Origin of the sequence: uncultured Photobacterium sp. (assembly GCF_947039875.1) — a bacterium.
GTDB lineage: Bacteria > Pseudomonadota > Gammaproteobacteria > Enterobacterales > Vibrionaceae > Photobacterium.
This window is the reverse complement of the sequence record NZ_CAMRAN010000023.1, coordinates 34,120-55,491: the sequence shown is the minus strand read 5'-3', so window position 1 is coordinate 55,491 and position 21,372 is coordinate 34,120. Positions and strand designations below refer to the sequence as shown.

22 protein-coding genes, 1 riboswitch and 1 other annotated feature are annotated in these 21,372 nt (G+C 39.8%); of the genes, 15 read left to right on the top strand and 7 right to left on the bottom strand.

Going from position 1 to position 21,372, the window contains the following annotated elements; genetic code table 11:
- Positions 1-3: 3 nt before the first annotated feature.
- A complete protein-coding gene (locus Q0V26_RS10060) occupies positions 4-642 on the top strand; it encodes a YchE family NAAT transporter (RefSeq protein ID WP_297481435.1) in 639 nt (212 codons plus the stop codon).
- 181 nt (positions 643-823) lie between these two features.
- The gene (locus Q0V26_RS10055; RefSeq protein ID WP_297481434.1) at positions 824-1,648 is read left to right on the top strand and encodes an ion transporter; all 825 of its coding nucleotides are present in this window, start codon (positions 824-826) and stop codon (positions 1,646-1,648) included.
- A gap of 78 nt (positions 1,649-1,726) precedes the next feature.
- Here Q0V26_RS10055 and glpQ read toward each other — a convergent pair whose 3' ends face one another.
- Positions 1,727-2,809 (bottom strand): glycerophosphodiester phosphodiesterase, encoded by a 1,083-nt coding sequence (gene glpQ / locus Q0V26_RS10050; protein WP_297481431.1) that lies wholly within the window; start codon positions 2,807-2,809, stop codon positions 1,727-1,729.
- A 364-nt stretch (positions 2,810-3,173) separates the two neighbouring features.
- Complete coding sequence (gene cysS / locus Q0V26_RS10045) at positions 3,174-4,556, bottom strand: cysteine--tRNA ligase (RefSeq protein WP_297481429.1); 1,383 nt, start codon at positions 4,554-4,556, stop codon at positions 3,174-3,176.
- 190 nt (positions 4,557-4,746) lie between these two features.
- On the opposite strand from cysS, the gene Q0V26_RS10040 reads away from it, so the two are divergent.
- Positions 4,747-5,241, top strand: a complete 495-nt coding sequence (locus tag Q0V26_RS10040; protein ID WP_036795443.1) for a peptidylprolyl isomerase — start codon at positions 4,747-4,749, stop codon at positions 5,239-5,241.
- Positions 5,242-5,285: 44 nt separating this feature from the next.
- Entirely contained in the window at positions 5,286-6,026 is a 741-nt protein-coding gene (lpxH, locus tag Q0V26_RS10035) for a UDP-2,3-diacylglucosamine diphosphatase (protein ID WP_297481425.1), read from the top strand.
- Between the two features lie 79 nt (positions 6,027-6,105).
- Here the strand turns inward: lpxH and Q0V26_RS10030 are convergent, their stop codons facing one another.
- On the bottom strand, positions 6,106-7,002 hold the full coding sequence (locus Q0V26_RS10030; protein ID WP_080156814.1) for a sulfite exporter TauE/SafE family protein: 897 nt from the start codon (positions 7,000-7,002) through the stop codon (positions 6,106-6,108).
- 222 nt (positions 7,003-7,224) lie between these two features.
- On the opposite strand from Q0V26_RS10030, the gene Q0V26_RS10025 reads away from it, so the two are divergent.
- The 9 genes from Q0V26_RS10025 to hisIE all read left to right on the top strand — a co-directional run bounded on the left by Q0V26_RS10025 (position 7,225) and on the right by hisIE (position 15,474).
- Entirely contained in the window at positions 7,225-7,749 is a 525-nt protein-coding gene (locus tag Q0V26_RS10025; RefSeq protein ID WP_297481422.1) for a YchJ family metal-binding protein, read from the top strand.
- Positions 7,750-8,101: 352 nt separating this feature from the next.
- Positions 8,102-8,237 (top strand) — a sequence feature (His leader region).
- A 59-nt stretch (positions 8,238-8,296) separates the two neighbouring features.
- A complete protein-coding gene (gene hisG / locus Q0V26_RS10020) occupies positions 8,297-9,193 on the top strand; it encodes an ATP phosphoribosyltransferase (RefSeq protein ID WP_297481420.1) in 897 nt (298 codons plus the stop codon).
- Positions 9,194-9,196: 3 nt separating this feature from the next.
- Positions 9,197-10,504 (top strand): histidinol dehydrogenase, encoded by a 1,308-nt coding sequence (gene hisD / locus Q0V26_RS10015; protein ID WP_297481418.1) that lies wholly within the window; start codon positions 9,197-9,199, stop codon positions 10,502-10,504.
- Positions 10,505-10,506: 2 nt separating this feature from the next.
- Positions 10,507-11,550 carry a histidinol-phosphate transaminase gene (hisC, locus tag Q0V26_RS10010; protein ID WP_297481450.1) on the top strand — a complete coding sequence of 348 codons (1,044 nt, stop codon included), beginning with the start codon at positions 10,507-10,509 and terminating at the stop codon, positions 11,548-11,550.
- A gap of 15 nt (positions 11,551-11,565) precedes the next feature.
- Entirely contained in the window at positions 11,566-12,639 is a 1,074-nt protein-coding gene (gene hisB / locus Q0V26_RS10005; protein WP_297481448.1) for a bifunctional histidinol-phosphatase/imidazoleglycerol-phosphate dehydratase HisB, read from the top strand.
- A complete protein-coding gene (hisH, locus tag Q0V26_RS10000) occupies positions 12,639-13,307 on the top strand; it encodes an imidazole glycerol phosphate synthase subunit HisH (RefSeq protein WP_297481416.1) in 669 nt (222 codons plus the stop codon). The genes hisB and hisH overlap by 1 nt, the downstream gene beginning before the upstream one ends.
- A gap of 32 nt (positions 13,308-13,339) precedes the next feature.
- Positions 13,340-14,074: a 1-(5-phosphoribosyl)-5-[(5-phosphoribosylamino)methylideneamino]imidazole-4-carboxamide isomerase gene (gene hisA / locus Q0V26_RS09995; protein ID WP_297481414.1), complete on the top strand. Its 735-nt coding sequence runs from the start codon at positions 13,340-13,342 to the stop codon at positions 14,072-14,074.
- Positions 14,075-14,083: 9 nt separating this feature from the next.
- Positions 14,084-14,857, top strand: a complete 774-nt coding sequence (gene hisF, locus Q0V26_RS09990; protein WP_297481412.1) for an imidazole glycerol phosphate synthase subunit HisF — start codon at positions 14,084-14,086, stop codon at positions 14,855-14,857.
- Positions 14,854-15,474 (top strand): bifunctional phosphoribosyl-AMP cyclohydrolase/phosphoribosyl-ATP diphosphatase HisIE, encoded by a 621-nt coding sequence (gene hisIE, locus Q0V26_RS09985; protein WP_297481410.1) that lies wholly within the window; start codon positions 14,854-14,856, stop codon positions 15,472-15,474. Before hisF ends, hisIE begins: the two co-directional genes overlap by 4 nt.
- A gap of 88 nt (positions 15,475-15,562) precedes the next feature.
- Here the strand turns inward: hisIE and Q0V26_RS09980 are convergent, their stop codons facing one another.
- Positions 15,563-16,141 carry a thymidine kinase gene (locus tag Q0V26_RS09980; RefSeq protein ID WP_045037280.1) on the bottom strand — a complete coding sequence of 193 codons (579 nt, stop codon included), beginning with the start codon at positions 16,139-16,141 and terminating at the stop codon, positions 15,563-15,565.
- Between the two features lie 173 nt (positions 16,142-16,314).
- A complete protein-coding gene (locus Q0V26_RS09975; protein ID WP_297481407.1) occupies positions 16,315-17,907 on the bottom strand; it encodes a Na+/H+ antiporter NhaC family protein in 1,593 nt (530 codons plus the stop codon).
- A gap of 108 nt (positions 17,908-18,015) precedes the next feature.
- Positions 18,016-18,197, bottom strand: a riboswitch (Lysine riboswitch).
- Between the two features lie 380 nt (positions 18,198-18,577).
- Between Q0V26_RS09975 and Q0V26_RS09970 the strand changes: the two genes are divergently transcribed.
- Positions 18,578-18,973, top strand: coding sequence for an H-NS family nucleoid-associated regulatory protein (locus Q0V26_RS09970; protein WP_297481405.1), 396 nt, complete (start codon positions 18,578-18,580; stop codon positions 18,971-18,973).
- 207 nt (positions 18,974-19,180) lie between these two features.
- Here Q0V26_RS09970 and Q0V26_RS09965 read toward each other — a convergent pair whose 3' ends face one another.
- On the bottom strand, positions 19,181-20,152 hold the full coding sequence (locus Q0V26_RS09965) for a lytic murein transglycosylase (RefSeq protein ID WP_297481403.1): 972 nt from the start codon (positions 20,150-20,152) through the stop codon (positions 19,181-19,183).
- A 15-nt stretch (positions 20,153-20,167) separates the two neighbouring features.
- Positions 20,168-20,440, bottom strand: coding sequence for a YcgL domain-containing protein (locus Q0V26_RS09960; protein WP_297481400.1), 273 nt, complete (start codon positions 20,438-20,440; stop codon positions 20,168-20,170).
- Between the two features lie 223 nt (positions 20,441-20,663).
- Here Q0V26_RS09960 and minC point away from each other — a divergent pair, with 223 nt between their 5' ends.
- The gene (gene minC / locus Q0V26_RS09955; RefSeq protein ID WP_297481398.1) at positions 20,664-21,365 is read left to right on the top strand and encodes a septum site-determining protein MinC; all 702 of its coding nucleotides are present in this window, start codon (positions 20,664-20,666) and stop codon (positions 21,363-21,365) included.
- Positions 21,366-21,372: the final 7 nt, after the last annotated feature.

Below are 21,372 nucleotides of genomic sequence, written 5' to 3'. Positions count from 1 at the left end.
GCAATGCAGGCTTTTGATATAGCAATATTTTTACACTTTTTCGTTGGGCTTATTGCGACTGTCAACCCTGTCGGTATCATGCCTGTTTTTGTATCACTTACTGGAGCTATGAACCCAGAAGAGCGAAATAAAACCGCATTAACAACTAACGTTGCCGTTATTATTATTTTAGTTGTCGCATTAATAGCAGGGCAACATTTGCTGGATCTGTTCAGTATTTCCATTGAGTCATTTCGTGTTGCAGGCGGTTTACTGCTACTCAGCATCGCATTTTCAATGATGAGCGGTAAAATCGGCGAAGTTAAACAAAATAAAGAAGAGAAATCAGAATCTATCAGTCGGGAACAAGTGGGTGTCGTCCCATTAGCAATGCCATTAATGGCCGGACCGGGTGCTATTAGTTCAACAATTGTATATGGTGCTCGCTACCCAGGTTTGACGTCCACCGTGGGCATTGCAATCACTATTACCATCTTTGCCTTTTGTTGTTGGTTATTATTTCGTTCAGCCCCTTATATCGTGCGCTTCTTAGGCCAAACCGGCATCAACGTTATTACGCGAATCATGGGTTTGATTCTTGCCGCATTGGGGATTGAATTTATAATCAATGGACTACGTGTGATGTTGCCAGGGTTAAGCTAACTATTACTATCAATGACCTAAGCCTCAGCCTATTCACTTGCTGGGGCTTTTTTACCTCTGATAAATACTTAATCACTGCTAGGTTTTGATATACTAGATATTATTCAAGCCAATTAATAACACACCATAAACATTAAAATATTATGTTGGCGTCTTATCTGTTAATAAATACAATTAAATTATGACAAAACTAACACTAACTCCAAGACAACGTCTCTATCAAATTATTTTCGGCACTTCTACCCGCTTAGGTCAATGGTTTGATATTGCTTTAATTATTGCCATTGTAAGTTCTGAAATAATTTTAATTATCTCATCAGTTGCAAGTATTGAATCGCAGTACTCCTATTTACTGGTTATTGCTGAATGGTCATTTACGATTCTATTCACTATTGAATACATTTTGCGCTTATATTGCTCTCCGCGTCCCCTTGCTTATATGCGTAGCTTCTATGGTGTGATTGACTTAATGGCGATTTTACCCGCTTATATTGCCTTTTTAATTCCGGGGTCGAACTACTTACTCATCATTCGCCTTATTCGTGTGTTACGTATTTTTCGGATACTCAAACTGGCAAGGTTTCTTCGTGATTCCAATATATTATTACGCTCACTTCGTCACGCCCAACGTAAAATATTTGTCTTTTTTAGCTCGGTTTTAATTCTGGTAACGGTATTTGGCTCGTTAATGTTCATTATTGAAGGCCCAGAAAATGGCTTTACCAGTATTCCCAAAAGTATTTATTGGGCAATTGTCACAATCACTACGGTTGGTTATGGCGATATTGTGCCGCACACCGTCATGGGTAAGGCATTAGCGTCATTAACCATGTTGTTGGGTTACTCAATTCTTGCGGTACCTACGGGTATTATTACCGCAGAATTAAATCAAGAGATAAAGACCCACCGTGATCTTATTCGTTGCCCTAATTGTGCGACAAGTGGTCATGAAATGGATGCTGAATACTGTAATAAATGTGGTACGAAATTACCTGAAACGTTATAACGCCAATAAAAAGCCCGTACTAACACTGAGTACGGGCTGTTTACCATCAAAAATGACGTTTAAGTCATCGCGTGTAAATTAATGCTGTTGAGAGTGCTGTTGTAAGAAGTTAACCGCTTTATCTGGAAAATCGGTAAAAACACCATCAACACCCGCTTGATTATAAAACACCTCTAACATGCCATCGTAATCTTTAACATAGGCTGGAATGCGATCTTTATCCGCTCTAAAAGTATAAGGATGCACGACCATACCGTTCGCATGGGCATTCTTCACCATATCGGTAAGTTTAATGTGTCCTAAAGTTGAACTGTCTTTCACTATCATTGGTTTCCATGGACCAATACCATCAGCGTATTGAGACAAGACTTTCATGCCATTTGGCTCAAACATCCAATCATAACTATAAGGATGTGCTTTACCTGCTTTGTCATACTCCATGGTCTCATTCCAATCGGTTTCCGCCATCAACTGTACTAAATTCAAATCCATACCCATGGCTGGCATTAATTGATCATTAATACGTTTAAGCTCATTGAAATCAAACGTTTGTAAATAAACATTACTGTTTTTATCAATATAACCATATTGCTTTAGTACTGTTAATACCGCTTTACTGATGTCTTTGCCTTCATGGCGATGAAACCATGGCGCTTTAATTTCTGGATACAAGCCAATGTCATAACCCAAGGTTTTATTTAATCCTTGAATCATTTCAATTTCTTCTTGGAACGTTGGAACGGTAAAATGAGACTTCCAAATAGGGAACCGTTCAGAGAAACCTTGTACTTGCTTGCCTTCCTTAATATCAAAGCCTTCTGTCACACTTAACTGTTTAATCTCTGCCAAGGTAAAATCAATCGCATAAAAACGACCATCTTTACGGGCTCGATTTGGAAAAACAGCAGCAACATTGGTCACCCGATCCAGATAATGGTCATGTAACACCACCAACTTATCATCTTTCGTCATTACTACATCTTGTTCGATATAATCTGGCTTCATCGCATAAGCAAGTGCTTTTGCTGGTAAGGTATGTTCAGGTAAATAACCTGATGCACCACGGTGGGCAATAACGACTTTATCTGTATTAGGTTGAGCAATAACATACGTGGACAAGACAGCACAGCCAATCATTGTTGCTAGAATCATTTTTTTCATTATTATTCCTTCAATCACACATTGATTAATATCGAACATGTAAATGCTCATTCGAAACAGATAATACGGATAATAAATGACAGTTTTGCGATCGGATGCGTATATAATGCTTTTTTCAGCTTAAATAATAACTTTAATTCTCAAATGGTGACTTTAATTCCAAAGTGGAATAAAGCGATTAAATATTCATTGTATCGACTTATTTGTTTCATACTTTGCTTGTACCACATCTATAACGTGATAAAAATCAAACTGTAATAACAGTAAAAATCAGATAAACAAGCTGGCATTAAGCCGATAACATAAAATAAAAATATAAAAAAACCGAGGCAGAATACCTCGGTTTGATAAACGACAGATTTAATTATTTACGACGCCAAGTTGTACCTTGTGCACCATCTTCTAAAATAATACCCATCGCAAGTAACTTATCACGCGCATCATCAGCAGCAGCCCAATCTTTCGCAGCACGAGCATCTAAACGCTGTTGAATTAACCCTTCAATTTCAGCCACGTTATCTTCTTCACCTGTACCACCTTGTAAAAAAGTTTCAGGATCTTGAGATAATAAACCTAAAATGTCAGCCAATTCTCGCATACGCGCACCTAACAAAGATGCAGCTGTAATATCATCCGTTTTAAGACGGTTGATCTCGCGCGCCATATCAAACAATGTAGAATATGCCTCAGGCGTATTGAAATCATCATCCATCGCTTCTTTAAAACGAGCAACGAACTCTTCACCACCAGCAGCTTCTACTGATGTATCTAAGCCACGTAGTGACGTATATAAACGCTCAAGTGCTGAACGCGCTTGTTTAAGATTATCTTCACTGTAATTAAGCTGGCTACGGTAATGACCAGACATTAAGAAGTAACGTACAGTTTCAGGATCGTAATGGTTTAACACATCGCGAATAGTGAAGAAATTACCTAGTGATTTAGACATCTTTTCACGATCAACCATCACCATGCCGCTGTGCATCCATGTATTCACATATTGACCATCGTGAGCACAGCATGATTGCGCAATTTCATTTTCGTGGTGAGGGAATTGTAAATCTGAACCACCACCATGAATATCAAAGTGATCGCCAAGAATAGATGAGTTCATCGCTGAACATTCAATATGCCAACCAGGGCGACCAGGGCCCCATGGTGATTCCCATGTTGGTTCACCAGGCTTCGACATTTTCCACAAAACAAAGTCTAATGGACTGCGTTTTGCCATATCGATATCAACGCGTGCACCCGCTTGAAGTTGATCAAGATCTTGCTTAGAAAGACGACCATAATCGTCATACTTGCTCACTTCAAACATTACATCGCCATTTGATGCAACATAAGCAAAGCCACGATCAATTAAACGCTCACAAAGCGCAATAATTTCAGCAATAAATTGCGTCGCACGTGGTTCAACATTCGGACGTTTCATGCCTAAAGCATCAAAGTCAGCATGCATTTCACTAATTAGGCGTTCTGTTAATGATTCACAGCTTTCACCATTTTCAGCAGCACGCTTAATGATTTTGTCATCGATATCAGTAATGTTACGAACAAAAGTAAGATCGTAGCCTGAGTAACGCAAATAACGCGACACAACATCAAAAGAGACAAATGTACGACCATGTCCGATATGACATAAATCGTAGATCGTAACGCCACAAACGTACATACCGACTTTGCCAGGATGGATGGGTGTAAATACTTCTTTTTGTCGTGTGAGCGAATTATAGATCTTTAACATGTCTCAGCATTACTCATTAATTTCAAATTTGTCGTAATTACACCTTTTATAGCATTTGATCGCAAGGAAAATTCAAGGATGGATGCTATTTTAGCAATTAGTGCAGATTAAGCGGGTAATGTTTGTCTGACACGGCTAAGGTAAGTTAATATCCACGCTTAAAGAAAATACTCCATTAAAGGAAAAAATCATGATCACTCTTCACACAAATTTCGGTGACATCAAAATTAATCTTTTTGAAGATAAAGCACCGGTAACATGTGCTAACTTCCTACAATACTGCCGTGACGGTTTCTATAATGGCACTATTTTCCACCGCGTTATTGATGGTTTCATGGTTCAAGGCGGCGGCATGCTTCCTGGTATGGAAGAGAAAGAAACTCGCGCAACAATCAACAATGAAGCAAACAATGGCCTAAGCAACAAAACAGGCACATTAGCAATGGCGCGTACTAACGCACCACACTCTGCTAGCTCACAGTTCTTCATTAACGTAAAAGATAACAACTTCCTAGACTTCACTGGCGAAAACATGAGTGGCTGGGGCTACTGTGTATTTGCTGCTGTTGTTGAAGGCATGGATGTAGTAAACAAAATCAAAGCAGTAAAAACAGGCCGTAACGGTTACCACGACGACGTGCCTGTTGAAGACGTTATCATCGAAAACGTAACAATCGAAGACTAATACTTCGCAAAGGGCGGTCAATTACCGCCCTTTATTAATCTCTTATGACCACATTATTTATCTCAGATTTGCACTTAAGTGCTGAACGTCCTGACATTACCGCTTGTTTCTTACGCTTTATGGCCGACGAAACCCACCATATCGATGCCTTGTATGTATTAGGGGATTTATTTGAAATGTGGATAGGCGATGATGAAGACTCCCCTTTCTTACAGCAAGTCAAGCATGCCTTCAAAGCGCTGACTGATGCTGGTACACCGTGTTACTTTATTCATGGCAACCGTGACTTTTTAATTGGTAAACAATTTAGCCGTCAAACGGGAATAACCTTATTGCCTCAGCATACGGTGGTTGATCTATATGGTACACCAACCTTAATTTTACACGGTGATACGCTATGTATTGAAGATCAAGCCTACCAACGTTACCGTAAAAAAGTTCACAATCCTGTTATCCAATGGTTGTTTGCCCGATTACCATTATCATACCGAGTTAAAGTCGGGGATAAATTCCGCAGTAACAGTGGTAAGAATAATCAAACTAAAAGCCAATCGATTATGGATGTTACTCAAGCAGAAGTGGTACGGGTAATGCGCGATGCACATGTCACTCAAATGATTCATGGCCACACACACCGACCTGATATTCATGACCTTGATATTGATGGCATTCCTGCACAACGCATTGTTCTAGGTGATTGGTATGATCATGGCTCAGTGCTGGTATATCACCCCGATGGATATCAATTAGAAACACGCGATTTCAGTGCTTCTAACTCGAAATAATAAGTATAAAAAAAGGTACGACATGCGTACCTTTTTTATTGCTATAAAATCTCATACTGATCATTTATTAGCGTAATACTTATTGTGCTTTTACCACTGCATTAGGCATCACTTTTCTATCAGCAAGCCATGAGCGATACATAGTGAACGAGGTATAAAACACTACGATACACACTAGCCACGATAATACATGCATATTTAATGACTTCACTAAATATGCAGCAATGATCACCATTATTGGTCCAACAACGGCAACGGTTACCGTTGCGCGACTATTAAAACGATTATGGCGAATAAAGCTAGCTGATGAGAAAAAGCTTAAAAATGCACATGAACACATCATGACCGGAAAGGCCGCCAACGGATTCATCCCCAGAAGGTAAATCATTACCATACAAGGTGCATACAAGCCAATACCCACCGTCATTAACGCACCAAAAATAAAGTTACCAATAATTCCAATAACCAATTTCCAGCCGCTTAAACCCAGACTACTGCCACCTAATGGGAAGAGCTTTAATTGACCAGCAAGCATTAAGCCTGCCACAATTAACAAAGCAACACTCATTACGATGCGAATATGTTGCCGATCCCAACTAGAAACTAACCGTGCCCCCATTGTGGCACCAACGCAGGCTGCCGCCACCAAGCTTAATAATGTCACTGAATCAACAGCGACAGCAGTCATAAAAATAAATGACTGAAACACAGTGGGGAGTACTGATTGGCTATTCAGTGTTCCTGGTAATTGTTGATCATCAATAAGCTTAAACTGTTTATAACCTGAGGTCATAATGGCAAAACTGCCAATACCTAAAGTGTCACAAAAGTGCGCAAAGCCACCGATAATCGCAATCGGGATAATACGTGTATCAGCTTCCTGCTTGTGATTTCTTCGCCATGCTGCCAACAACATCACACAAAAGATACCACCACCAACAAGCAATCCCGCTTGTATCAAGGTAAATATGGACATAACTACTATTAAACAAAAAAGAGGGTTATTTGAGGAGCACAAAAGGTGCATTGCAAATGGCAATTATTCCAGCCGCAAATATTATGTACTTATACGCTATGAGTTACCATTTTTTTAGTCATTCCATCAATATATTGCGGTAAATATAAACACTGATTGCTAATTGAGATAATGAAAACGTAAACTACCCCTAATTTCTTTATTAAAATCGGCTTAAAAAAGATGTCAAAACACCATAATGAATGTCCTTGCGGCAGCCACAAACCGCTTGCTGAATGCTGTAAACCCATTCATCTTAATCATGCCTTAGCAACCCATCCTGAACAACTTATGCGTGCGCGCTACAGTGCTCATGTATTGGGCTTGGTTGATTTTGTAGTACAAACATATCATGCCAGCTGTGAAGCAGAACATCACCGTGAAGCCATTGCCGAGTCGATTAACCTTAAATGGCTTGGTCTAGAAGTTATTAGCAGTGAAATTGCGGCTGATGGTCAGGGTTTTGTTGAATTTAAAGCAGGTTATAAAGAAGCAGGTGAAGAATATATATTGCAAGAACGGTCTCGATTTGTGCAAGAATCGATTAATGGTCAACGCTATTGGTTTTATATTGATGGTGAATACCCTCAACCGCCACCAAGCGAACAACCTTCGGCGCAAAAACCAATAACCGCCACAAAAACTGCTGGTCGTAATGATCCTTGCCTATGTGGTAGCGGTAAAAAATATAAAAAATGCTGTGGCTAAGCTAACACATTAGCATCACCCATTAATAAAACTGAGTACAAAAGATCAGTTTTATTAATGTGGTATTTATTGCACCATTAAAAACACCCTTAAACAATTAACATTAAAAGAATTATAGCCCCCTTCTTTAATTTCAAAAAAAACAAACAATCCATTAAAGTTCATTACCTTACACATAAAAAAATCACATTCCATTCTCCCAGCGCATCAATACAAACAATTAACATTTATTTTAACTTTTCGCTTAAATTACTGTTGCAAAAAACAACAACCTTCGTTAGTGTGAATGGCAACAACAAATAATGTTCGACCTTATTGAGTAACTATTTATGCGTATCCAAATGATTCTATCTCAACATCATCATCATCCTGACTAGTCTTTCGGGAGGATACGCCTCACCCTGGAAGACGCCTTTTTTCTTCCAGTGGTCATAACGGAATATCTCATTCAGACCCTCGGAAGAAACTTCTTTCGAGGGTTTTTTAATACCTAATTTTCAATCTGAAATTTTTATTATTTGAATGAATTTAGACAAGGAATATACCTATGCAAACACAACGATTACGTATTGCGATTCAGAAAAAAGGCCGTCTTAGCAAAGAGTGCCAAGATCTACTTAAACGCTGCGGGGTTAAATTTAATATGGTCGGTGAACGCTTAGTCGTTCACGCTGAAAATATGCCAATTGATTTATTACTGGTTCGAGATGATGACATTCCTGGTTTGATCATGGATGGTGTGGTTGATTTAGGTGTTATTGGTGAAAATGAGCTCGAAGAAGTTAGCCTTGAGCGTGCTGCACGTAATGAAGCCAGTGATTACCTCAAACTGCGTCGATTGGACTTTGGTGGTTGCCGTCTTTCTATCGCAATAGACAAAGATACCGACTACAACGGTCCTCAAGATCTGAATGGTAAACGTATTGCGACCACTTACCCACAATTAGTCAAACGCTACATGGACAATATTGGGGTTCAATTTACAACCTGTATGCTCAATGGTTCTGTCGAAGTTGCACCACGAGCAGGTTTGGCGGATGCCATTTGTGACTTGGTCTCGACAGGTGCCACCCTTGAAGCTAATGGCTTAAAAGAAGCCGAAGTGATTTTGCGTTCAAAAGCAGTATTAATTCAATCAATGGCAGTGATCAGCGCTGAAAAACAAGCCCTAATTGAACGATTACTTATTCGTATTCAAGGTGTTATTCAAGCTAAAGAATCTAAATACATCATGCTACACGCGCCCACTGACCGTCTTGATCAAATTAAACAATTATTACCAGGCGCTGAAGATCCAACCGTATTGCCTCTTGCTGGTGACAAAAGTCGCGTGGCGATCCACCTTGTTAGCTCTGAAAATCTATTCTGGGAAACCATGGAGCAACTTAAAGAATTAGGTGCGAGCTCTATTTTAGTCTTGCCCATTGAAAAAATGATGGAGTAAGTCATGAAAACCGTAGTATGGCAATCACTCACAAAAGACCAGCAACAACAACTGTTGGCGCGCCCTGCTGTAAATAACAGCGCGAATATCACGGCTATTGTCAGTGACATTATTGAACAAGTCCGTCAACAAGGCGATGGTACACTATTTACGCTTACCGAAAAATTTGATGGTATCCGTCCGGCAACACTTAACGTCTCTGCAAATGAAGTTGATACGGCTTGTGCGCGGTTAAGTGATGACATAAAAGCAGCCTTAGAGCAGGCGCACCGCAATATCACCACTTTCCACCTTGCACAGCAGCAACCTACCTTGCGAGTGGAAACCCAAACAGGTGTGATTTGTGAACAAGTCACCCGCCCTGTTAATTCGGTAGGATTATATATTCCTGGCGGTAGTGCGCCATTGCCTTCAACCGTACTGATGTTAGGCGTTCCTGCACAAATTGCTGGTTGTCGTCATATTGCCTTATGTTCACCACCACCGATTGCTGATGAAATTTTGTATGTCGCCAAACTATGTGGCATTAATGCTATTTACAACGTTGGGGGATCACAAGCCATAGCAGCAATGGCTTATGGCACTGACACTATCGCCAGTGTTGATAAGATTTTTGGCCCAGGTAATGCCTTTGTTACCGAAGCAAAACGACAAGTCAGTAATGACTTCAACGGTGCAGCAATTGATATGCCAGCCGGACCCTCTGAAGTATTAGTCATTGCCGATGACAGTGCCGACCCTGAATTTATTGCCGCAGATTTATTAAGCCAAGCCGAACACGGGCCTGATTCACAAGTTATCTTAGTCACATCAAGCCAAACTATTGCCGATCAAACTGCGACTGCAATTGAGCGCCAATTACGCCAACTAACACGGGCTGACATTGCTCAACAAGCTTTAGCATCTAGCCTTTTGATCGTAACCGAAACCTTACTTCAGTGTGTGGCGATTTCTAATCAATATGGTCCTGAGCACTTAATTGTTCAAACCTGTGAGCCAAGAGAATTAGTGCCACTGCTTGATAATGCAGGTTCAATTTTCTTAGGTAAATGGTCACCAGAATCGGTGGGCGATTATGCCTCAGGCACTAACCACGTGTTACCGACCTATGGCTATACCCGCACTTATTCAAGCCTTGGTTTAGCCGATTTCAGCAAACGAATGACAGTACAAGAATTATCCGCCGACGGTTTACTCGGTATTGCAAAAACAGTGACCACAATTGCAGAGGCAGAAGGTCTTGACGCCCACAAACACGCTGTCACTATTCGGGTTAATAAATTAATTGCACAACAAGAGAACACATTATGACCATCGCTCAACTAGCCCGTAAAACCGTGCGAGAATTAACCCCTTATCAATCAGCCCGTCGTTTAGGCGGTAAAGGTGACATTTGGCTTAATGCTAATGAATCACCATTTGCCAATGAATACAGTATTAATCTTGCTGGATTAAACCGTTATAGCGAGTGCCAACCACCAGAGCTGATCAAGGCTTATGCTGACTATGCTGGCGTTGGCCCACAACAGGTTCTAACTTCTCGCGGTGCAGATGAAGGCATTGAGCTGATCATTAAAGCTTTCTGTGAACCCAATTGCGATAGCATTTTATATTGTCCACCCACTTATGGAATGTATGCCATCAGTGCAGAAACTAACGGGGTAAATGCTAACGTAGTACCACTAACACCAGAGTGGCAATTAGACCTTACTGTCATTGCCGAGCAACTTGATAACGTCAAAATCGTGTTTGCTTGTAGCCCTAATAATCCCACTGGCAATTTACTTGCTCGTAAAGACATTATTAGCTTATTAGAGATGACGACAGATAAAGCCTTAGTTGTAATTGATGAGGCCTATATTGATTTTAGCCTGCAAGATAGTGTCAAAGATTTATTAGTGACCTACCCACATCTGGTTATTTTACGAACATTATCTAAAGCGTTTGCACTAGCAGGACTACGTTGTGGCTTTACTTTAGCCAATAAAGAAATCATTGAAATTCTACTTAAAATCATAGCTCCTTACCCCGTGCCTGTACCTGTTACTGAAATTGCAATACAAGCCTTATCCGCAGCAGGCCGCGCGCGCACCAAATTTCAAGTATTAGACTTATGTGCTAACCGCGCTTATCTACAAGCAGGTCTTAGCATGTTAGCCGGCGTTACTGTCTTTGATGGGTATGGTAACTACTTGCTAGTAAAATTTGCTGATGCCGATAGATTATTTAATGCACTATGGGATAACGGCATTATTTTACGCCGTTCACCGATTGAAAACTGCATTCGTATCAGTGTCGGTAACCGTGACGAATGTGAAAAAACTCTCGCGTTTATTCGCGGCCAATTACAACAATAATTAATAAGGACATTGATTGTGAGCCAAGAGAAAATTCTATTTATCGACCGTGATGGCACCTTAATTGTTGAGCCGCCGGTCGACTTTCAAGTTGATCGATTAGACAAGCTACAATTTGAAACCAATGTTATTCCGGCATTACTTGCACTTCAAAATGCCGGTTATACCTTAGTGATGATCACCAACCAAGACGGCCTCGGTACTCACAGTTATCCCCAAGCTGATTTTGATGCCCCTCATACGATGATGATGGATATTTTTAGCTCACAAGGAATTCACTTTAGTGACGTATTGATCTGCCCCCACTTTGACCACCAGCAATGCAGTTGTCGTAAGCCAAAGTTGGGGTTAGTCAAAGATTACTTACAGCAAGGTCGTGTTGATTTTGCTACTTCAGCAGTGATTGGTGATCGTCAAACAGATCTTCAATTAGCAGAAAATATGGCGATCCGAGGCATTCAATACCACCCGCAAACCATGAACTGGCAACAGATCGTCACCGATCTCACCACCCAACCACGGATCGCAGAAGTGGTACGTACCACTAAAGAAACAAATATTCGTGTCAAAGTGAATTTAGATCAAACGGGCGGTAATACGATTTCAACCGGATTAGGATTCTTTGATCACATGCTTGATCAAATCGCCACTCACGGTGGTTTTCAAATGACGTTAACGGTTGATGGTGACTTACACATTGATGATCATCACAGTGTTGAAGATGCTGCCCTCGCCTTAGGTGAAGCACTACGTCAAGCGCTTGGAGATAAGCGAGGTATTGGCCGCTTTGGATTTAGCTTACCGATGGACGAATGTTTGGCACAATGTGCGTTAGATTTGTCTGGTCGTCCTTATCTTAAATTTGATGCCATATTTAGTCGTGATCGTGTGGGTGATCTTTCTACGGAAATGGTGCCTCACTTCTTTCGTTCATTGACCGATACTCTTGCCTGTACGCTGCACTTATCATCAACAGGTAATAATGATCATCACATTGTAGAAAGTTTATTTAAAGCCTTTGGACGAACGCTGCGCCAAGCGATCAAAGTGGAAGGTAATGAGCTTCCGAGCAGCAAAGGAGTGTTGTAATGACAGCACCATCCATCGACAACACCATCACTAACACCAAGCAACGGGTGGTGATTATTGATACAGGCTGTGCCAATGTATCCTCAGTGCGCTTTGCTATCGAACGTCTAGGTTATCAAGTGGACGTCAGTAAAGATCCTGAGATTGTGCTTACTGCTGACAAACTCTTTCTTCCGGGTGTCGGCACCGCCAGTGAAGCGATGCATAACCTACAACAACGTGATTTAGTCAACTTGGTAAAACAAGTAACCAAACCGTTATTAGGTATCTGTTTAGGAATGCAGCTACTTGGCAAAGAATCACAAGAACACGGTCAAAATGGCAACGACATTATTCCCTGTTTAGCTTTGTGTGATGCGTCAGTTGAGAAAATCCAAGCAGAGGGGTTACCACTTCCGCATATGGGTTGGAATACCATTACACCACAAGATAATCACCCGCTATTTAAAGATATTCCAGCGGGAAGCTATTTTTATTTCGTTCATAGCTATGCCATGCCAGTGTTTGACAATACCGCACAGCAAGGTGGCAAAACCATCGCCAGTGCGCAATATGGCCAAAGCTTTACAGCTGCAGTGCAAAGCGGTAATTACTATGGGGTGCAGTTTCACCCAGAACGCTCAAGTAAAGCTGGCGCGCAACTGATAAAGAACTTCTTAGAACTATAAAAAATCAGCAATAACCATACAAAGGACATGTGATGATTATTCCCGCATTAGACTTAATCGATGGACAAGTTGTGCGTCTATTTCAAGGCGATTACGGACAAGTGACTGAATATAATGTGAACCCAACAGAACAATTTGCCGTTTATCACCAAGCGGGGGCTAACTGGCTGCACTTGGTTGATTTAACTGGTGCTAAAAATACTCAAGCACGCCAACTGACGCTTATTCGTCAATTACTGACAAGTACGCCAGCTAATATTCAAATTGGTGGTGGAGTACGCTGCGAACAAGATGTCAGTGATTTACTCCATGCAGGTGCACAACGGGTAGTTATTGGCTCAACTGCCGTTAAACAACCAGAAAGGGTTAAAGGCTGGATCGAAAAATACGGTGCAGAGCATATTGTATTAGCCCTTGATATTAATATTGATAACAACGGCAACCGTATTGTAGCGGTATCAGGCTGGCAAGAAGACTCAGGTGTCACCATTGAAACGCTACTTGAAGACTTTCTAAAAGTAGGATTAAAACACGTCTTGTGTACTGATATTTCACGCGATGGCACACTCACAGGTTCAAACGTCGAATTGTATGTTGATTTATGCCGCCAATATCCACAAATCCAATTTCAATCATCGGGCGGCATTGGCTCACTTGATGATATTACAGCATTAAAAGGTTCAGGCGTGGCTGGCGTCATTGTGGGTCGAGCTCTGCTTGACGGTAAATTTAGCGCTGAACAAGCGTTTAATTGCTGGAATAGCTAAGGAGAACCCATGTTAGCTAAACGTATTATTCCTTGTTTAGATGTCCGTGATGGTCAGGTTGTAAAAGGCGTCCAATTTCGTAATCACGAAATCATTGGCGACATCGTACCGCTGGCAAAACGTTACGCTGAAGAAGGTGCAGATGAGCTGGTTTTCTATGATATTACCGCCTCAAGCGATGGCCGAGTCGTTGATAAAAGCTGGGTATCTCGCGTTGCAGAAGTGATTGATATTCCATTCTGTGTCGCAGGTGGCATCAAATCAGCTGAAGACGCAAGCCGTATTCTTCAATTTGGTGCCGATAAAGTTTCTATTAATTCGCCAGCATTGGCTGATCCGTCATTAATCACCACACTAGCGAATAAGTTCGGTGTGCAATGTATTGTTGTCGGTATTGATTCCTATTTTGATGCTGAAACAGGCCAATATCAGGTGTATCAATTTACGGGGGATGAAAGCCGCACTAAAGCCACTCAATGGCAAACGTGCGATTGGGTTGAAGAAGTTCAGCGCCGTGGCGCAGGTGAAATCGTATTAAATATGATGAACCAAGATGGGGTGCGTAATGGCTACGATTTGAAGCAGCTCAATATGGTACGCAGTGTCTGTAACGTACCTTTAATTGCTTCTGGTGGCGCGGGTGAAATGTCACACTTTCATGATGCCTTTCAACTCATCAATGTTGATGGCGCACTGGCGGCATCAGTATTTCATAAACAAATTATTAATATTGGTGAGTTAAAGCACTATCTAAAACAACAACAGTTGGAGATTCGACTATGAGTTTAACAACATCTATTGATTGGGAAAAAGTAGCCGGATTGATCCCTGCTATTATTCAAGATAATAACAGTGGCCAAGTATTAATGCTGGGCTACATGAATGATGAAGCGTTAGCTAAAACGCTGGACACCAAGCAAGTGACTTTTTGGTCTCGTACTAAAAATCGCTTATGGACCAAAGGCGAAACATCCGGCAATGTATTGCAACTTAAAAGTATTAAACTTGATTGCGATCAGGATACATTATTAATTCAAGTCAACCCTATTGGCCCAACCTGTCATTTAAACACCACTAGTTGTTTTGATAGCGGTGATGACACTAACGAACAACCTACTTTAGTGTTCCTTCATCAACTTGAGCAAATCTTGGCAGATCGTAAAGGTGCTGATCCCGACTCATCTTACACCGCGAGCCTCTATAACCGTGGTACCAAACGTATATCGCAGAAAGTGGGCGAAGAAGGGGTTGAAGTCGCGCTTGCGGCAACGTCGGGTGATAAAGCAGAATTAGTTTGTGAATCAGCCGATCTTATTTATCACTTATTAGTTCTATTGCAAGATCAGAATCTCGCCCTTAAAGATGTTATTAATAAACTTAAACAACGCCACCAACAATAATGATCAATCGCTATTAATATACGGCATGATTTTTCGTCACTCATAAAAAAGGAAGCCATGCTTCCTTTTTTATTCATTTAAATGCGCATTAAAGCCCTAATGCTTCTTTATAATGTGCACGGCACATTGAAACATAAAGGTCATTACCACCGATTTCAACTTGATTACCACCAGCAATCGCATTACCCGCAGCATCTTGACGAATCACCATATTCGCTTTACGGCCACAGTGACAAATTGTTTTTAGCTCAACTAATTTATCAGCCCAAGATAATAAATAACGGCTACCTTCAAATAACTCGCCAAGAAAATCAGTTCGTAATCCATAACATAACACTGGAATATCTAATTTATCGACAACTTCAGTTAATTGATAAACTTGCTCTTTGGTTAAAAATTGGCATTCATCAATTAGCACACAATCAATTTTTCCTGCATTCGAAAAGTTGATTAATATCTGGTACAAATCATCTTTTGAATTAAATAATTCAGCATCTTCTTGTAAACCAATACGAGAGCTAACTTTACCTTTACCAAAACGATCATCAATCGCCGCCGTAAAAATAATTGGCGTCATGCCGCGCTCACGGTAGTTAAATGATGATTGTAATAATGTGGTCGATTTCCCAGCGTTCATTGCTGAGTAATAGAAATACATTTGGGCCATTAGCTTTCCTAGTCATACGAATTACATTTAAAAATCGCGCAGATGCTACATAAAATTACAGGTAATGGAAAGTACCTAGGCCAACAACTGTTATTGTTACTATAAAAAAACCAGTTGATCATCATCAACTGGTTCAATTTACACCCATTGGGTTATTTTAATAACGTTTACTATTAACGCAATGCCGCCCCTTTTAATGGTCGACTCGACAACCATGATAAAAAGAAACACATTAATATAAATGCAACGGTTGCCACTAAAAATGCTAATGCTAATGAATCTGTAATCCCTAAGGTTAAGAATCCAATCGCAGCAATAACGGCCACAGATAATGCATAAGGTAATTGGGTCGCTACATGATCAATATGATGACAACGAGCACCTGTCGATGACAATATCGTCGTATCGGATATTGGAGAACAGTGATCACCAAACACAGAACCTGCAAGCACACTCGCAAGCATAGGTAACATTAAACTAATTTCAGTCGCCCCCGCGAGATCACCTGCAATAGGTAACATTATGCCAAATGTTCCCCATGAGGTGCCGGTTGAGAATGCCATGATGCCTGATAATAAAAATAGGATCATTGGTAGTAATGCAGGATTAATATTACCTTGAACAAGGGTAGATAAATATTGCCCCGTTTTCATATCACCAATAACGCCACCGATACTCCATGCAAATAATAAAATTAAAATCGCACCAAACATTGATTTTGCGCCAACCCAAAGCGTGTTACTGACCTCTTTTACTGCAATACGCTGACGAAACACAGGAATAATCGCGGCAATTAAACCAAAACTACCACCAAGACATAATGCCTGGCCAACATTGGTATTTTCAAAAGCGCCTAATAATGAAAATGGCTTACCTTCCGCGATAAGAACTTGATAGCCAGTAAAGACCATAAAAAAGAACGTAGCAATAATAAGAATAATAATTGGCCACACTAAATCACCAACTCGTCCTTGCAAGCTCTCTTTTATATCAAGCTCTTCTGTTAAATCTTTTGCCTGATCATCAACATCACCACCCACATCCATACCACGACCATGAGAAGCCGCTATTTCATGTTTTCTCATTGGTCCAATATCCCATTGGAACCATGACACCACAAACACCATTACTAATGCAAAAATAGCATAAAAATTCATTGGTGCTAACGTCATAAAGGCACTTAATGGCGTATATTCAGTAACGCCGTGAGTCACTAATATTCCGCCAATCAGGGTAATAATATAAGCGCCCCAACTTGATGCTGGCATTAATACACACATTGGTGCTGCCGTTGAATCAAGAATATAAGCAAGCTTTGAACGTGACACATGAAAACGATCAGTCACTGGTCGAGCAATAGAACCAACTGCAAGGCTATTAAAATAGTCATCGACAAAAATGAATACCCCTAAAAAAGCGGCTAAAAGTTTTGCCCCACGTTTGGTCTTTATTTTTGTCTGTGCCCACTCAGCAAAAGCACGAGTACCCCCAGACAACGTTAATAACGCAGTGGTCATTCCCAGCAAAATTAAAAACAGCACAATACTCATGTTCCAAGTATTAATGCCATCCTCTGCAATGAATAACCCTTTGATTGACGTAACAAGATAGGACGCTGTATTAGCGAAAGAAAAATCATTAAGAAATAATGCTCCAAGCACAACACCTGTACCTAAAGACAATAAAACTCTACGTGTTAGAATCGCCAAGCCAAGCGCGACTAGTGGCGGAATAATGGATGTTAAGGAGTGGGAATAATCTATCAAAGTTTATAATCTCTACGACAACCAATTCTGGTTAGAAGATCTACTGTTAGATATAACCATGATGGCATATTCAATTGAGTATATAGAAAGAAGGTTAGCCTTCCCAGCCTCTACAGCAGCGCTCCATCGTTATATCTTTATCTACTATGGTAGTATTACACTTATTAGATGTAATCCTAGTAAGAGTATTTGATATAAGTTTCTTACTTCGGCATTGACCCTTTTCACTAATAATCATAAGTATCACCCTCATATTAGTTACTAATAAACAATGCACCTCTACCCTTATCATTAAAGATCTAATGAAACATTCTACGTAAACAATTCAACTTTGCAACACTATAAGTCATAATTATTAACAATAAGTGTCGTAAATGGATTAGTAACAACGATAAACGTCCAGCAATAACGACGCGATATAACATTTTAAATTTTATTATCATTTAACATATAAATAGTAACAACAATAACTAAAAATATTTGGCTCGTATTTATACATCTAATGAAGAAACATTTTATAAATAGTGTCATATACCGAACATAACTATTTTTAAATAAAGAAATGATTAAAATGTTTTACACGTAATGTATAAAAGTATTACTATTGCAAAAAATGTTTTAATGCTGCTATTATTATTTACAGTTAATTAAAAATAACAGGAAATATAAAATGTCTGATGCAATGAAAGCGCTTTTAAACCTTCGAAGCCTACGCGCACTTTCGCGTGAATATACACTAGAGCAACTTGAAGAAGCGTTAGATAAACTAACAACAGTTGTTACTGAACGTTCAGAAGCTGAAGCTGAAGAGCAAGCAAAAGAAACTGAGCGTAATGAAAAACTAGCTCAATATCGTGAAATGCTATTAGCTGACGGTATTGATCCAGAAGAATTACTAGCAAGTTTAGCCAAAACACCAAAAACTAAACGTGCAACTCGTCCTGCTAAATATAAATTCATCGATGAAAATGGCGATGAAAAAACATGGACAGGCCAAGGCCGTACGCCTAGCGCGCTAAAAAAAGCATTAGATGATGGTCAAGCTCTTGAAGAATTTGAGATCTAATATAAACGTTTAAATAAAGAAGCCTAACTTGTTTAGGCTTTTTTTATATCTGCTATCAATATTACTATTTTGCTCATAGATATCCTCATTAAGAATAAAACAATATTTATATTAGTAATAATTATAAATAACAAAAAAGCCAGACACTAATGTCTGACTTTTTTTTGCTTTCACATAAGCTTGTATATAGATCTAATAATAATTACGTTATTGAATACGATCCGCTAATGCACTCACAGCCAGAGCAAAATAATGCGATCGATTCCACTTAAGTAATGTTCGATAGTTTTCATATACCAGATATGATTTACCATTCCCGCCATCAGGCTGAATTAACCATGCTTGAATATCAGCAGCAGGTAATGTACCGCGACTATTACTCATCACACCTAATTGTTGCCATTCTGCAAGAGTTTTCCCTTTTTCTTTTTCCGTGCCTTCATAACTATCAGCTAATATTTTCGACAACTTAACGGGACGTCCCCACGTATATTCACTATTCCAGCCAGAGAGTTTTAAATAATTAGCGGTAGAAGCAAAAACATCCGCTTTGGTATTCCAAATATCGGCTTTACCATCGCCGTTACCATCAACAGCATAAGTAAGATAAGAGGTTGGCATAAATTGGCATTGGCCCATCGCTCCAGCCCAAGAACCTTTCATATCATCAATAGTAATATGGCCATCTTGTAATATTGCTAATGCCGCCATAACTTGTTTACGAAACAATGCTTCACGACGGCCATCATAAGCCAATGTCGCTAATGCTTCGACAACGTTGTAATTACCTTGAATCTTGCCAAAATTACTTTCTACGCCCCACAAGGCAACAATAAACTGCGGTTGAACACCATATTGTTTACCAATACGTTCTAGTGCTGCTTTATTTTGCTGATAGAGACGATTCGCTTGCTTTACTTTCCAATCAGGTACGGCGCGAATAATATATTGCTCTAATGAGAGTTTTTTTTCAGGTTGATTATTATCAGCTTTAACAGCGTGCGCTGTATATTTAATACCTTTAAATGCGGCACCGATTATCGGTTCAGAAATACCCTTTTCACGTGCTTCTACTTTTAACTTATCCACATAGGCATCAAACCCTTCTTTACTGGCAAATGCAGAAGAGGACATTCCAACCCCGATGGCAACAAAAATCGATATCAAACACTTATACATAATAGCCTTATTTAATTATTTAGCGGCTTTATCAGCCTTGTATTGTTCTAACAAATTAGTCACTGGTGGCGGTACTTGCAAATAAAAGCCCACAGTACGTAATGCATCTTTTACTTTCTCAACATCAGCCAGTGCTAAAGTTCTACCTTCTAGCTTGATTACCATAACAAAATGAGGTTTACCAAAGGTTGACATTAATTGTGCGGGCACGTCCGCAAAATCATCTTTTTTATTAATGTAGAGATACGTATTATCTTTTTTTAAACTTTTGTAGATTGAACACAACATATAGTTAGCCTATTTCATTTTATACGCCATACATTTCAGAGCAAAATTGCAAGCAATCATTCACTATTAACTCAGTTTTAAGTAAATTGTGTGAGAAGTTTGTCTGAAAAACCAACGCTAGCGCAAGGATAGCTTGCCCCTAACCGCGAGTAAATATACCATGCTAGTACCTTTGTGATAATGAACTAAATGGTTAATTTAAAATCTTAGCCATAATATACCTATGACCAAGATAGCTGAACTAAAAGGGAGCTCGTTCACGCTCTCTGCTCTTCATTTAGTTGATAATGACATTAGTAAAGTAACTAATCAGCTAAAAGACAAAGTTGAACTCGCACCCAATTTTTTTGCTTCTGCACCTGTTGTTATTGATATATCACAAGTTAATACTGATATTAATTTTGAACAGCTAAAAGCTGGAGTAATCGATGCGGGAATGATCCCTGTCGGTATTGGCGGTTGTAAAAATAAAACACAGCAAACACAAGCAAAAGCAGCTGGTTTTGCTATTATGAATGCGGCAAGGCCAATTAAAGACGAACCATCAGAATTTTTAGCTGAAACACTAGATACCCCTGTAAGTACAGATAAAGAACCAACATTAATTATTCGTACTCCGGTTCGTTCCGGACAACAAATTTATGCTCGTAATCGTGATCTCGTTATTCTCAGTAATGTCAGTGCTGGTGCGGAGATTCTTTCCGATGGTTGTATCCATATTTATGGCACACTGCGAGGTCGTGCTATTGCGGGTGCAAGTGGTGAAAAAAGTGCGACAATTTTCTGTCAAAACTTACAATCTGAATTAATTTCTGTTGCGGGAAACTACTGGCTGAGTGATAACATTCAGGAAGAGTTTTGGGGCAAAGGTGTTGTCATATATCTTGAAGACAATAATCTTAGTATAGAACGCCTAGCTTTATAAAAGTTTT

What these genes read in the sequence shown, in the direction of transcription:
- Q0V26_RS10060 (WP_297481435.1), top strand. Translation starts at nt 4, where the DNA reads ATGCAGGCTTTTGATATAGCAATATTTTTACACTTTTTCGTTGGGCTT.
- Q0V26_RS10055 (WP_297481434.1), top strand. Translation starts at nt 824, where the DNA reads ATGACAAAACTAACACTAACTCCAAGACAACGTCTCTATCAAATTATT.
- glpQ (WP_297481431.1), bottom strand. Translation starts at nt 2,809, where the DNA reads ATGAAAAAAATGATTCTAGCAACAATGATTGGCTGTGCTGTCTTGTCC.
- cysS (WP_297481429.1), bottom strand. Translation starts at nt 4,556, where the DNA reads ATGTTAAAGATCTATAATTCGCTCACACGACAAAAAGAAGTATTTACA.
- Q0V26_RS10040 (WP_036795443.1), top strand. Translation starts at nt 4,747, where the DNA reads ATGATCACTCTTCACACAAATTTCGGTGACATCAAAATTAATCTTTTT.
- lpxH (WP_297481425.1), top strand. Translation starts at nt 5,286, where the DNA reads ATGACCACATTATTTATCTCAGATTTGCACTTAAGTGCTGAACGTCCT.
- Q0V26_RS10030 (WP_080156814.1), bottom strand. Translation starts at nt 7,002, where the DNA reads ATGTCCATATTTACCTTGATACAAGCGGGATTGCTTGTTGGTGGTGGT.
- Q0V26_RS10025 (WP_297481422.1), top strand. Translation starts at nt 7,225, where the DNA reads ATGTCAAAACACCATAATGAATGTCCTTGCGGCAGCCACAAACCGCTT.
- hisG (WP_297481420.1), top strand. Translation starts at nt 8,297, where the DNA reads ATGCAAACACAACGATTACGTATTGCGATTCAGAAAAAAGGCCGTCTT.
- hisD (WP_297481418.1), top strand. Translation starts at nt 9,197, where the DNA reads ATGAAAACCGTAGTATGGCAATCACTCACAAAAGACCAGCAACAACAA.
- hisH (WP_297481416.1), top strand. Translation starts at nt 12,639, where the DNA reads ATGACAGCACCATCCATCGACAACACCATCACTAACACCAAGCAACGG.
- hisA (WP_297481414.1), top strand. Translation starts at nt 13,340, where the DNA reads ATGATTATTCCCGCATTAGACTTAATCGATGGACAAGTTGTGCGTCTA.
- hisF (WP_297481412.1), top strand. Translation starts at nt 14,084, where the DNA reads ATGTTAGCTAAACGTATTATTCCTTGTTTAGATGTCCGTGATGGTCAG.
- hisIE (WP_297481410.1), top strand. Translation starts at nt 14,854, where the DNA reads ATGAGTTTAACAACATCTATTGATTGGGAAAAAGTAGCCGGATTGATC.
- Q0V26_RS09980 (WP_045037280.1), bottom strand. Translation starts at nt 16,141, where the DNA reads ATGGCCCAAATGTATTTCTATTACTCAGCAATGAACGCTGGGAAATCG.
- Q0V26_RS09970 (WP_297481405.1), top strand. Translation starts at nt 18,578, where the DNA reads ATGTCTGATGCAATGAAAGCGCTTTTAAACCTTCGAAGCCTACGCGCA.
- Q0V26_RS09965 (WP_297481403.1), bottom strand. Translation starts at nt 20,152, where the DNA reads ATGTATAAGTGTTTGATATCGATTTTTGTTGCCATCGGGGTTGGAATG.
- Q0V26_RS09960 (WP_297481400.1), bottom strand. Translation starts at nt 20,440, where the DNA reads ATGTTGTGTTCAATCTACAAAAGTTTAAAAAAAGATAATACGTATCTC.
- minC (WP_297481398.1), top strand. Translation starts at nt 20,664, where the DNA reads ATGACCAAGATAGCTGAACTAAAAGGGAGCTCGTTCACGCTCTCTGCT.